Genomic DNA, 12523 nt, shown 5'->3' with positions numbered 1-12523 from the left:
GCCTAGGTTGTTTACTCGGAATTCGAGCATTTCAAATGATTGAAATCTGACAAGTATTTTGCTTGACATCAATGTTCAACCCGACTTGGACAACTAAGGGATCAAGTTCGTCCTCCAACAAGTTTGCTTTTCAACAACGAAACCAGCCAAAACAATAGTTCCCATCGACTACTACGACCCGCTAATCCTTAAAGATGTCACCGCCTGGCGTGCTTGGCTGAATGAAAATGAAGAAACCAGCGATGGCGTGTGGCTGCTCGTAGCCAAGAAAGGCACCACCGATCCGACCTCGTTGATGGTTGCCGAAGCATTGCAAGAAGTCTTGTGCAGTGGCTGGATCGATGACCAGCGGTGTAGCAATGGCGAGAAGACGTTTCTGCAGCGATACACCCCGCGACGCCAAGCCTCTGTCTAGTCGGAAAAGAACACGCAGTTCGTGGCAGCATTCATCGAGCAGAGCAGATTGCGCCTTCGTGGGCAAGCAGAAATCGATAAGGCGAAAACCGACGGCAGATGGGACCGAGCCTATCAAAGACAGGCAACTGAACAAGTGTCTGAAGACCTGCAATGGGCTCTAGACGCTAACCCGACCTCCAAAGCCGCGTTCGAGGCGCTAAAGTCCCAGCCTCGATACCACATTCCGCACCAGCTGACGATTGCCAAGACTGAGAAGACCCGATCGGCAAGAATGGAGAAGTTCGTTCGACAGGTGTCTGAAACATCAAACTAACGTGAACAGACCAGATTCTTCCTAGATCTTTTCTGCAACCAAATGCGCGTATGGCTATGCATTACGGAACAGACTCAAGAATCTCATCACAACCATTTCGAATACAAGCATCAAGGTCTAGATCTCTGGGAAGCGACGATCTGTTGCCCTGGCCAGAAGGCACTTGGCGATCTCGCAGACCCTAACGCCATACGTCAACAGCCTCTAATCAGAGACTCGCCAGCCAGATACATGCCATTACGTTGCCAATCTCAGATGCGATAGAGCACGATGGGCAACTACAGGTCGAGTGCAGGCATTTCTTCTTCTCTGCTATTGGCCAGTGCCACGGATGCTTCCCGCTTCCTATTCAACGCCTCAGTGATCATGCCGCCACTGATCAATACCGCGCCGGCGATTGCCAGCAGCGCACCGACCAGCGGGTCCAAAAATAGCGTGGCGAGGCCAAGGACGAACACCGTCCAGCCAAGCGCCATCAGCATAGTGGTCCCGACAATTCCTTTATGAGTCATGAGCCTAGTCTACTAGTTATTTGATCTTCAATCTGGAATAACTGACGCGGAGTAATGACTCTGTCACCAGATTCTTCATCCTTGCGTCCCAACGGACACAATGGTCATAGCATTCGAAAGGACACTCTTCTTATGGCATTACGCGTACTGCTTCCCTGGCAGGATCTCGTCGACCAGCTGCAGCTTCCAGGAGTCGAGCCAATCCTCTGGCACATCGACGAAGATCCGAACGATGCGCCTGAAGCCGACGTACTGGTCACCGAACGACCGAGCAACCCTGAGCTGCGTTCAAGGGTCTCCCGCATCAAGGGGCTGAAGCATGTCCACCTGCTGTCCATTGGATACGAGTGGGTTCTGGAGCATCTTCCTGAACAAGTGTCATTGACCAATTCCAAGGGCGCTGTGGAAGATGCCACCGCCGAACACTGCCTCGCCTTGGTCCTCGCATCCTTCCGCCAGCTGCCGCAAGTCGGTCAGCACCAGCGCGAGCGGCAGTGGACCAGGACGTGGACCAGCTCGCTGCACGGGTCAAGGGTAGTGCTTCTCGGTGCCGGTGGAGTGGGCAGTGAAATTCGCTCGCGGCTTATGCCCTTCAAGCCTGCCGATCTAGCTTCTTTTGCCCGTACTGAACGAGTCCATGAGCAGGGCCACCCCATTTATTTTCTCGACCAGCTCTGGGACTTTCTTCCCACTGCCGATGTGGTGATTGTTGCCCTGCCGCATACCCCGGAAACCGAACAGCTTATCGACGCCGAATTCCTCTCGACAATGAAGGACGGCTCGCTACTGGTCAATGTGGGACGCGGGCCCATCGTCGACACCGATGCCCTGTTGCCTGAGTTGCAAGCCGGCAGGCTGCATGCGGCCTTGGATGTCACCGATCCTGAGCCGTTGCCGGCAGACCACGCACTATGGAGCGCACCGAATTGCATCATCACCCCGCACATGGCCGGAGACACTGGACAGTTCATCTCGTTGGTCTCCGAGCTGGCAGTCAACCAGGTCATCGCCTTGGCGCACGGTGAAGAACTCGCCAACCAAATCATCAATTGACTCTGCGTTGAGCTGTTGATCACCTAGGCTAGTTCCTACGATGGATACCAGAGTAAAAACGCATCAGTCAGGCGGCCGTGACCGCGCTATCGTTGAGCAGAATCGTGCGGGCGATGATGAGTTTCGCGTTGATGTGGAACGCATCCGTTTCTCGCCGTATTTCTCGCGCCTGTCTTCGGTCACGCAGGTCATCCCGCAGGCAGGTTCCGGCACCCTGGTGCACAACCGGCTGACCCATTCGCTGAAGGTCTCGGCCGTGGCGCGCTCCATCGCCATCCGGCTGCGCAATGCCGATGAATCAACTAGAGGACTCGTCGACCATTTGGGTGGTTGCGACCCGGTGGTCGTGCAGGCCGCCGCGGCGGCCCACGACCTGGGGCACCCGCCCTTCGGCCACCTCGGCGAGCTGGAGCTGGACCGTGTCGCCCGGGGATTGCTGAACCTGCCCGACGGCTTCGAGGGCAACGCCCAGACCTTCCGTATCCTCACCGCCCTGGACAGCTGCGATGCCACCGCCCGCGGCATGAACCTGACCCGCGCGGTGCGCGCCGCCGTGTTGAAGTACCCGTGGACCCGCAACGAATGGCGTGCCCTAGCCCCGCTGGCTCCCGAGATGCTGCCGCGCGGCGTGGGGACCGACCCGGCGGCCGGCGCGTTGAAGTATTCGGCCTATGATGTCGATGCCCACGAGATGGCCGATGTGCTCTCGGTATTCCCCAATATCGACCGGCACCAGCAGACCCTGGAGAGCTCGGTGATGGATATTGCCGATGACATTGCCTATGCCGTGCATGACCTTGATGACTTCTACCGTGCCGGGGTGTTGCAGTACACCAGCGTTTCGGCGGAATTGCGCGCCTGGCTGGAGCAGTCCCGGGAACTTGGACAACTGAAGCAGGCCGAACTCGATGCCCGCCGGCCGGGCCACGCCTTGGAGGAAACTTGGCGCAGGGCGCTGGCCAAGGATCCATGGATCGCGGATGCGCAGGCGTTCCGCGACTCCGTAGAACGGGTGGGCCATGACCTGGTCGACGGGCTGTTGGCAGTCCCCTATGACGGCGGGCTGGAAGCGGATCGCGCAGTCACCGCGTTCACCCGCCGGTGGATCGAGCGGCTCCAGACCTCGGTGACCGTCGAGCAGACCCCCACCGTGCGCAGCGGCCACGTCCGGTTAGGCGATGAGGCCTGGCATGACGTGATCGTGCTGAAATTCGTTCACGCGCGCTTCGTGCTCGAACGCCCGGATTTGGCCGTGTACCAACGCGGGCAGACGCGGATCATCCGCTCGCTGGCCGAAGGGTTCCACACCTGGCTCAATGATCCCGATGACGCCGGGCGCGCCCCGCGCCGTCTGCTCGATTCGGTAGAAGCAGCCACCGAGGAATACCGAAACCTGCGAGAGCTCTCCCCTGAGCTCTTCCGCCAGGCCGGGCCGGACGAGGTGCAGCGCCTGGGCCAGTCCCGAGCCATCGTGGACTACATCGCCTCATTCACCGATGCGCAGGCTGTCTCGCTCAATGCGTTGCTGACCGGCACCGCGGATAACCTGTGGGAGGCCGGTCGCGGGCTGTAGTTTGTACCTTTTCAGCTCGTCAATACCGCATTCGATGACGGGTCGACGCAACTAAATCGGGCAACAATTGCTCAGAGGCATAACGGCCAGGCCCTTCCAGCCCAAATGCGAAGGCGGCTGACCCTCGCGCAGTGGCGAACGTCCGGCTGCGGGACCGAGCGTCGCCCGCAGAACGTTAAAACAGGCAGGTGCCGCCCCAATGGGACGGCACCTGCCTGTTCAACTCGGGAGGACTACTTGGTCAGCAGTTCCAGAGCCTTGTTCAGGGTTGCGCTTGGGCGCATCACTGCGGCGGTCTTGGCTTCGTCCGGACGGTAGTAGCCGGCGATGTCCACTGCCTTGCCCTGGACCTCGGCGAGCTCGGCCACGATGGCCTGCTCGTTCTCGTCCAGCACCTTGGCAACCTCGGCGAACGCGGAAGCCAGCTGCGCATCCTTGTCCTGCTTGGCCAGCTCTTCTGCCCAGAACTTGGCCAGGTAGAAGTGGCTGCCGCGGTTATCCAGCTCGCCCACCTTGCGCTTTGGCGACTTGTCTTCCAGCAGGAAGGTGCCGGTAGCTGCATCCAGGGTGTCTGCCAGCACCTGGGCGCGGGCGTTTCCGGTGGTCACTGCCAGGTGCTCGAAGGAAGCGCCCAGTGCCATGAACTCGCCCAGCGAATCCCAGCGCAGGTGGTTCTCGTTCACCAGCTGCTGCACGTGCTTCGGAGCGGAGCCGCCGGCACCGGTCTCGAACAGGCCGCCGCCAGCCAGCAGCGGAACGATGGACAGCATCTTGGCGCTGGTGCCCAGTTCCAGGATTGGGAACAGGTCGGTCAGGTAGTCGCGCAGCACGTTGCCGGTGACCGAGATGGTGTCCTCGCCCTTGCGGATGCGCTCGATCGAGTACTTGGTGGCCTCGACCGGGGACAGGATCTCGATGGTCAGGCCATCGGTGTCGTGTTCCTTCAGGTACTCGTTGACCTTGCCGATCAGCACTGCGTCGTGGGCGCGGTTCTCGTCCAGCCAGAACACTGCCGGGGTCTGGGAGGCGCGGGCGCGGTTCACTGCCAGCTTCACCCAGTCGCGGATGGCAACGTCCTTGGTCTGGCACGCGCGCCAGATGTCGCCGGCGAAGACCTGGTGCTCGATGAGCACGGTGTCGTTCTCGTCGACGATCTGCACGTGGCCGTTGCCAGCGATTTCGAAGGTCTTGTCGTGCGAGCCGTATTCCTCGGCCTTCTGGGCCATCAGGCCGACGTTCGGCACGGTGCCCATGGTGGTCGGATCGTAGGCGCCGTTGGCGCGGCAGTCCTCGATGACCACCTGGTAGATGCCTGCGTAGGAGGAATCCGGCAGCACGGCCAGGGTGTCTGCGGTGTTGCCCTTGGCATCCCACATCTTGCCGCCCAGGCGGATCATGGCTGGCATGGACGCGTCAACGATGACATCCGATGGGACGTGCAGGTTGGTGATGCCCTTGTCGGAATCGACCATGGCAACTGCCGGGCCTTCTTCCAGGCCCTTGGCGATCAGCTTCTCGACGCCGGCGCGGACCTCGTCGGACAGCTCGTCCAGGCCGTTCAGGATAGCTGCCAGGCCGTTGTTCGGGTTCAGGCCGGCCGCTGCCAGTTCCTTGCCGTAGGTCTCGAACAGCTCGGAGAAGTAGGCCTTGACCACGTGGCCGAAGATGATCGGGTCGGAGACCTTCATCATGGTGGCCTTCAGGTGTGCCGAGAAGAGGATGCCCTCTTCCTTGGCGCGGGCCACGGAGTTCTTCAGGAACTCGGACAGCGCTGCGGCGTGCATGACGGTGCCGTCGATGACTTCGTCCTTGAGCACGTCGAATGGCTTCTTCAGGACCTTGACTTCGCCGTCTTCGCCGACGAAGCGGATCGAGATCTTCTTGTCCGCGTCGATGACCACGGACTTCTCATTGGAAGCGAAGTCGTCGGCACCCATGGTGGCCACGTTGGTCTTTGAGTCGGCTGCCCACTCGCCCATGGAGTGCGGGTACTTGCGGGCGTAGTTCTTCACGCTCAGCGGTGCGCGGCGGTCCGAGTTGCCTTCGCGCAGCACCGGGTTCACTGCCGAACCCTTGATCTTGTCGTAGCGTGCGCGGATGTCGGTTTCCTCATCCGAGGACGGGTTGTCCGGGTAGTCAGGCAGTGCGTAGCCGGCAGCCTGCAGCTCGGCGATGGCGGCCTTCAGCTGCGGGATCGAAGCCGAGATGTTCGGCAGCTTGATGATGTTCGCTTCCGGGGTCTTGGCCAGGTCGCCAAGTTCCGCCAGTGCGTCACCGATGCGCTGTTCCTCGGTGACATAGTCCGGGAAGGTAGCGATGATGCGACCGGCCAGCGAGATGTCGCGGGTCTCAAGTTCCACCCCGGCGGTCGACGCGAAGGCCTCCACGATTGGCAGGAACGAGTGGGTCGCCAGCATTGGCGCTTCGTCGGTGTGGGTGTAAATAATCTTTGCCATAGGTGTGGCGTCTCCCTGAACGTCGTGCGGAAGCGGTGTTACCGCCCTGAACTCAACGTTCCAAATCTACCTGATTTTGCCCAGCACCACACTTTCAGGCCAGCAGAAATGCGCGCGGCAATCCCCGATTTTCGCCGAAATCCCGGGCTGGACTGCCCGCAAGCAGTTCGTCACATTTAAGTTAATCGGCGATAACTCAAGATTGGTCTTCGCTATTCGGACCCAGGCCCGGCCAGCTGCGCCAGATTCATCATTGCCGCATCGAAGAGCTCAACCGGATCCGCAGGCTCCCCGGCCCGCTCCGCCTGGCCGAAGCACTGCCAGGCCACCCGCCACAGGGCAGCCAGGGTTTCTCCGATGATCAAGGCCGGCATGGCAGGCAGCAACCCGCGGCTGCGCAGCTCCTGCGCGGTGGCCGCCGAGAAGGCTTCCTCCTGCCGGGTAATGGCCAGCAGCAGCTTCGGCTCAATGGCAATCAACCGGGAAATCCGGCGGTATTCGCTAGCGCGGATCTCGGCCGCCAGGAGCTTGCGGCACTCGGCGGCCAGCACCCGGAAAATCTGCGCACTCGTGGAGCCGGAGGCAATCTCGCATCCGGTCACGGCCTCGATCAGCTCATGCTGGGCAGGCACGATGGCTGCTTCCCTGGAATCGCAGTAACGGAAGAACGTCCGCTCCGAGATGCCCGCGCGGGCGGCAATCTGCCCCACCGTCACCGAGTCCAGTCCCTGGGATTCCACCAGGTCCAAGGCCGCTGCTTGAATTGCCTTGAGGGTTGCCGCTTTGCGCTCCTCGCGAATCCCCATGGTGCTCTCCAATGCTCCAGGCTGCCTGCGTTTAGCAGGCCGCATAAGCCGAATTTGTTTCCTGTCACAGTCTGCCAGATTCGCTTACGAAAAAGTGGCAGAGTGTGACAGTATTTGCTGGTTGGTATCCCAGAGGAAGAAGAATTCATGACGACAGAACCCGCTGCACCCAGCGCTGAGCCAGGAGCCGGGTCTGCCAGGCAGCTGTCCGGCAAAGCGCTGACCGGCATCATCGCCTCATTGGCTTTGGCCGCATTCATGATGATCCTGAACGAAACCGTGCTCACCGTGGCACTGCCGGGCATCATGCAGGACATGGCCATTTCGGCATCCACCGGCCAGTGGCTCACCACCGGGTTCCTGCTGACCCTGTCGGTTGTCATCCCCACTACCGGCTTCCTGCTGCAGCGCTTCGCGCACCGCTCGCTGTTCTTCTTCGCAATCATCAGCTTCATCGTCGGCACCGCCATCGCGGTCGTAGCCCCGAACTTCGGCTTCCTGCTGCTGGGACGCATCATCCAGGCCGTGGGTACGGCGATCATCCTGCCGTTGCTGATGTCCACCACCTTGACGCTCGTGCCGGTGCGCCTGCGCGGCACCGTCATGGGGCTGAACTCGATCGTCATCGGCGTGGCCCCGGCGATCGGGCCGACCGTTTCGGGCGCCATCGTGCATGCCCTGGGCTGGCACTACATATTCGTCCTGATGCTGCCGATCGCCGTGGCGGTCCTGGTCTTGGGCGCCATCTTCTTCAAGCTCCCTTCCACCGCTCGCAAGCTCAAGGTGGATTCCGCTTCGGTTCTGCTCTCGGCCCTGGCCTTCGGGTTCCTGGTCTACGGCATTTCCAGCATTGAGCAGGCTGCGGATAACGCCACGATGATGATCGCCAGCTTCGGAATCGGCCTGGTGGCGCTGGCCCTGTTCATCATCCGCCAGGTCAAGCTGGCCCCGAGCGGCCGCGAACTGCTGAACCTGACTCCATTCGCCTCGCGCAGCTTCAGCTTCGCGATCGCGATGATCATGATCGCCTTCGGCACCTTGCTCGGCTCGCTGATGATCGTGCCGATCCTGCTGGAATCCGGCAAGGGCATCGACTCGCTGCAGATCGGCATCATGCTGCTTCCCGGCGGGCTGGCCCAGGCCATCGCCTCGCCGATCTTCGGGCGGATCTACGACAAGCATGGAGCGCGCCCGGTCCTGATCCCCGGCGCCTTGCTCTTGGCCGCCGGTCAGTGGATGTACACCACCGTCACCGTGCAGACCGAGTTGTGGATGTTCATGCTCTGCCACATCGCCTTCTCCATCGGCTTGGCCCTGCTGATGACCGGCCTGATGTCCTCGGCCATGGCTTCGGTGGATCCGCGCCTGTTCGGCCACGGTTCAGCGATCTTCAATACCGCGCAGCAGCTGGGCGGTGCCATCGGCACCACCATCTTCGTGACCGTGATGTCGCTGCTCTCCAAGGTCCAGCTGGACGCCGGGTCCGAGGTGGCCGAGGCCTTGTTCTCTGGCGCGCACATCTCGTTCATCGTCGGCGCGGTATTGGCCACGCTCGGCATCATTTTCGCCTTCATGATCAAGGGCGAGAAGCCCAGCGCGAATCGCTGAGGCACCACGTCGGCGATTGTTGATCCCGACGACTTTATTCCAGGAATCCTGGATGAAGCTTACCGCTACTACTCATGGGTCGAAGAAAACATTGGAACCGACGAAAGCCAAGCCCTCCAGTCCGTGAATTCGTTGCGTCATCAGTTCCTTGAACGGAAGCATTCAAGCTAACGGATCCCCCGCTCTCTCAAGCTGGGTCGCTACCAAGGGTGGCGACCCAGCTTTTGCTTTAACGAGGCACGGAAGGCACACTAGAAAATCTAGGTAGAAATCTATATAGTTTTCATATGACTACTTTGAGCATCACAGAAGCATCACGCGCGGGACTCTCTGCCCTTGTCGCCGCCGCCGAGGAAGGCCGGGATACCCCCTTGTCTCGCCATGGCAAGGTCGTGGCCGAAGTCGTTTCCGCCAAGGAAATCGCTCAGCTGCGTCAGGACCGCGACACCCTGCGCGATGCCGCATTGGTCATGGCGCGCTTTGCCACCGATAGCGGCGTACGCACGACTCTTGACCAAGCGATGGAATTCTTCAATTTGAACCGCGCAGAGCTTGAGGCAGAAAATGCCGAAGAAGCCCAGTCTGATAATTCGTGAATCAGCCTCAAGACCGCCTGTGCATCGTCAGGCTAACTGAAGACGCAGTATCTGACCTACATCGCCTTCACAAAAAGGACCCGCAGATCGTGCGATCCGTTTTCAAGAAGATGCTGCTGCTCGAAAAATCCCCTGAGGCTGGCGAGCCCTTGCTCGGTGCGCTAGTCGGTTTCCGCAAGTTAGTGGTTGGCGATCGCGACTGGAGAATCGTATGGCGCATTACCGAAGACGCGTCCGGCCGCCCAATTCTTGATATTTCTGAGGTCTGGGCTGTTGGCGCTCGTTCGGATAGCGAGGTTTACGATGAGCTCACCTCACGGGTCGCACGCATGGGCGATAACCCGAAGATTCAATCGCTCAAAGACGTCATTGCCCGGATGGGACGGCTCTACGAATCCGTTGAAGCTCAACCTGAACCCGCACGGGGATCTGTCTTGCCCACTTGGATGGAAGCTGCGCTCGTAGAACAACTTCATCTGTCCACACAAGAGATTTCAGGATTGAGCGAACAGCAAGCCCAGCAAAGACTCATGCAGCATTGGTCCCGCAACAAGGACAGCTAAACCTTCCCCCGGCACCGCCGAGCTCAGCGGCAAACGTCCTAGCCAAGCGTTCTTCGTGTTGATCATCCGGCGCCTATCAGGATTGCTTGCAATGACGCCTCGCAGTTGGTTCTGTGCCGTTTCAGAGCTGAGAATCGCTGGCTTCAACAGAGGGGCACCTTCTCCGTTAAATGTGGAACAGGCACTCTTACCACTTCGCCAGGCCCGGCTCGGATAGACACCGTTCCACGTACTGCCCGGCGCAGCCTTCTCGCCTCGCCTGCAAGATGGTAGCTTGAAGGCCAATCAGGGAATACCAAAAGCCTTGGTTTTCCTCATCCCCGGATCACCGGGCCGCCAGATAGGGGACGCAGCATGGCAGGAGTGCAGGACACCGACATGAGCGATCTCGCGATTGCCTCGCGGGCAGTGCTCGCACCGATCTCCCGGATCGCCGAAGCCGCCGGAATTCCGGACGCCGCACTGGAGCCCTATGGCAAGTACAAAGCCAAGATCGATCCGGCGCTGCTGCCCACCGGAACCCGGCGCGGAAAAGTGGTCCTGGTCAGCGGCATGTCCCCGACACCGGCAGGGGAAGGCAAATCCACCATGGTGGTGGGCCTGGCCGATGCGCTGGCGGCCACCGGGACCAAGACCATGATCGCGCTGCGCGAACCCTCGGTCGGCCCGAGCTTCGGCATGAAGGGCGGAGCCACCGGCGGCGGCCAGTCCCAGGTGCTGCCCATGGACGAGATCAATCTGCATTTCACCGGGGATTTCCACGCCATCACCAGCGCGAACAACCTGCTCATGGCAATGCTCGACAACCACCTGCAGCAGGGCAACGCGCTGGGCATCGACCCGCGATCCATCACCTTCAAGCGGGTGCTAGACATGAACGACCGGGCACTGCGCCACGTGGTGATCGGCCTGGGCGGTACCGCCAACGGGGTTCCGCGTGAAACAGGCTTTGAAATTACCGCCGCCTCCGAAATCATGGCCGTCTTCTGCCTGGCCACCGGGCTCGCGGACCTGCGTGCCCGGCTGGGCAGGATCACCGTCGGATACACTTACGCCAAAACCCCGGTCACCGCCGATGACCTGGGAGCGGCAGGTGCCATGGCGCTGCTGCTCAAGGAAGCCATCAAGCCCAACCTCGTGCAGAGCATCGGCGGCACTCCTGCGCTGATCCACGGCGGGCCCTTTGCCAACATCGCGCACGGCTGCAACTCGGCCATCGCCACCAACACCGCCCGCGCACTGGCCGATGTGGTGGTGACCGAGGCAGGCTTCGGCACCGATCTGGGCGCCGAGAAATTCATGGACATCAAGGCCCGCTACGCCGGGTGCCCGCCGGACACGGTGGTCATTGTCGCCACCGTCCGGGCGTTGAAGATGCATGGTTCGGTACCCAAGGAAGAATTGGGGACCGAAAACGTCGAGGCCGTGCGGGCCGGGCTGCCGAACCTTGAACGCCACGCGTCGATCATCTCCAAGTTCGGCATCAAGCCGGTCATCGGCATCAACCGCTTCACCACGGATACCGATGCCGAGCTGGAAGCGGTCACCAGCTGGGCCGCGCAGCAGGGCATCGCCTGCGCCATCGCCGATGTCTGGGGCCACGGCGGGGCCGGGGCCACCGAGCTGGCCGCCACGGTGCTGCGCGCCATCGAGGAACCGGGCAACTTCTCCCCGCTGTACGAGCTGGAGCAACCGGTCGAGGACAAGATCCTGGCCCTGGTGCGCGAAATCTACGGGGGCGAAGGTGTCGAGTACTCCGCCAAGGCCCGGCGGATGCTCCAGCAGATCAATGGCAATGGGTGGTCCCACCTGCCGGTCTGCATCGCCAAGACGCAATACTCCTTCTCCGATGACCCGCAGCTGCTCGGCGCCGCCAGCGGCTTCACCGTGCAGGTCCGCGAGCTGATTCCCAAGACCGGTGCCGGTTTCATCGTGGCCATCACCGGGGCGCTGACCACGATGCCGGGCCTGCCGAAGGTTCCGGCCGCCGTGCACATGGACGTCGATGAGCAGGGCAACGCCATCGGATTGTCATAGCGGGCCGACTCGCCGCGGATACTGCCCGCGGGCACCGTTCCACTGCGGGCGAACATGGTAGTTCGCTGAGCGCGCCAGACTCCACGCAGCTCCCCCGGCTAGGCTGTGTGGAACCAGCACCCTCCAGCTGGCATCAAGACAAGGCACGGAAGAAGGGAAGCAACTATGGGAACCGCAAACCACGACGAAACCACAGGACCACGCGAGACCCCGGATCCAGAGGGCGAGAATACTGCTGTCCCTGATCCGGACGACGCTCAGAGCGCGCCCATCCCGTTCGGCCATGAAGGTGCCGACGGCGAAGAAGAGGGCGAGAATACTGCTGTCCCTGATCCGGACGACGCACAGAGCGCGCCCATCCCGTTCGGCCATGAAGGTGCCGACGGCGAAGAAGAGGTCTAAAGCTAAGCGGCGCACAGTCCAGCACGAGACCGGCCCGGGGCCGGGGATTCCATAAGGAATCCCCGGCCCCGGGTTTTCTCATTCCTTGCGCAATTCTCCTATTCAGCACGCAATTCGGGGCAGTTCCTCCGGTCCTTCGTAGAGCTGTCCTCCAAACTCGACGTCAAGATTGTTGAACAATTACGGA

11 protein-coding genes are annotated in these 12523 nt (G+C 61.1%); 8 read left to right on the top strand and 3 right to left on the bottom strand.

Translation table 11 applies throughout. The annotated features are described in order from the left end of the window. Positions 1–436: 436 nt before the first annotated feature. Complete coding sequence (locus tag ACR9WD_RS03350) at positions 437–730, top strand: YdeI/OmpD-associated family protein (protein ID WP_434922709.1); 294 nt, start codon at positions 437–439, stop codon at positions 728–730. A gap of 278 nt (positions 731–1008) precedes the next feature. On the opposite strand, the gene ACR9WD_RS03345 is transcribed toward ACR9WD_RS03350, so the two are convergent. After that, positions 1009–1242: a hypothetical protein gene (locus ACR9WD_RS03345; protein WP_434922708.1), complete on the bottom strand. Its 234-nt coding sequence runs from the start codon at positions 1240–1242 to the stop codon at positions 1009–1011. Between the two features lie 132 nt (positions 1243–1374). Between ACR9WD_RS03345 and ACR9WD_RS03340 the strand changes: the two genes are divergently transcribed. Both ACR9WD_RS03340 and ACR9WD_RS03335 read left to right on the top strand, forming a co-directional pair. Further along, a complete protein-coding gene (locus ACR9WD_RS03340) occupies positions 1375–2295 on the top strand; it encodes a 2-hydroxyacid dehydrogenase (RefSeq protein WP_434922707.1) in 921 nt (306 codons plus the stop codon). A gap of 40 nt (positions 2296–2335) precedes the next feature. Then, entirely contained in the window at positions 2336–3868 is a 1533-nt protein-coding gene (locus tag ACR9WD_RS03335; RefSeq protein ID WP_434922706.1) for a deoxyguanosinetriphosphate triphosphohydrolase family protein, read from the top strand. Positions 3869–4101: 233 nt separating this feature from the next. Here ACR9WD_RS03335 and ACR9WD_RS03330 read toward each other — a convergent pair whose 3' ends face one another. Together ACR9WD_RS03330 and ACR9WD_RS03325 are read right to left on the bottom strand one after the other, a co-directional pair. Further along, the gene (locus tag ACR9WD_RS03330; RefSeq protein ID WP_434922705.1) at positions 4102–6324 is read right to left on the bottom strand and encodes an NADP-dependent isocitrate dehydrogenase; all 2223 of its coding nucleotides are present in this window, start codon (positions 6322–6324) and stop codon (positions 4102–4104) included. 212 nt (positions 6325–6536) lie between these two features. After that, entirely contained in the window at positions 6537–7130 is a 594-nt protein-coding gene (locus ACR9WD_RS03325; protein WP_434922704.1) for a TetR family transcriptional regulator, read from the bottom strand. A 147-nt stretch (positions 7131–7277) separates the two neighbouring features. On the opposite strand from ACR9WD_RS03325, the gene ACR9WD_RS03320 reads away from it, so the two are divergent. The 5 genes from ACR9WD_RS03320 to ACR9WD_RS03300 all read left to right on the top strand — a co-directional run bounded on the left by ACR9WD_RS03320 (position 7278) and on the right by ACR9WD_RS03300 (position 12336). Beyond that, positions 7278–8738 carry an MDR family MFS transporter gene (locus tag ACR9WD_RS03320; RefSeq protein WP_434922703.1) on the top strand — a complete coding sequence of 487 codons (1461 nt, stop codon included), beginning with the start codon at positions 7278–7280 and terminating at the stop codon, positions 8736–8738. 296 nt (positions 8739–9034) lie between these two features. Further along, positions 9035–9334, top strand: coding sequence for a type II toxin-antitoxin system Phd/YefM family antitoxin (locus ACR9WD_RS03315; protein WP_254590746.1), 300 nt, complete (start codon positions 9035–9037; stop codon positions 9332–9334). After that, positions 9331–9897 carry a type II toxin-antitoxin system RelE family toxin gene (locus ACR9WD_RS03310; protein ID WP_434922702.1) on the top strand — a complete coding sequence of 189 codons (567 nt, stop codon included), beginning with the start codon at positions 9331–9333 and terminating at the stop codon, positions 9895–9897. The genes ACR9WD_RS03315 and ACR9WD_RS03310 overlap by 4 nt, the downstream gene beginning before the upstream one ends. Before the next feature lie 354 nt (positions 9898–10251). After that, on the top strand, positions 10252–11934 hold the full coding sequence (locus ACR9WD_RS03305; RefSeq protein ID WP_434922701.1) for a formate--tetrahydrofolate ligase: 1683 nt from the start codon (positions 10252–10254) through the stop codon (positions 11932–11934). Between the two features lie 165 nt (positions 11935–12099). Next, a complete protein-coding gene (locus tag ACR9WD_RS03300; RefSeq protein WP_434922700.1) occupies positions 12100–12336 on the top strand; it encodes a hypothetical protein in 237 nt (78 codons plus the stop codon). Positions 12337–12523 lie beyond the last annotated feature (187 nt).

Origin of the sequence: Glutamicibacter sp. PAEs-4, assembly GCF_051161755.1 — a bacterium.
In the GTDB taxonomy this organism is placed as follows: domain Bacteria; phylum Actinomycetota; class Actinomycetes; order Actinomycetales; family Micrococcaceae; genus Glutamicibacter; species Glutamicibacter nicotianae.
The sequence above is the reverse complement of the archived record's forward strand: the minus strand, read 5'-3'. Positions and strand labels throughout refer to the sequence as shown.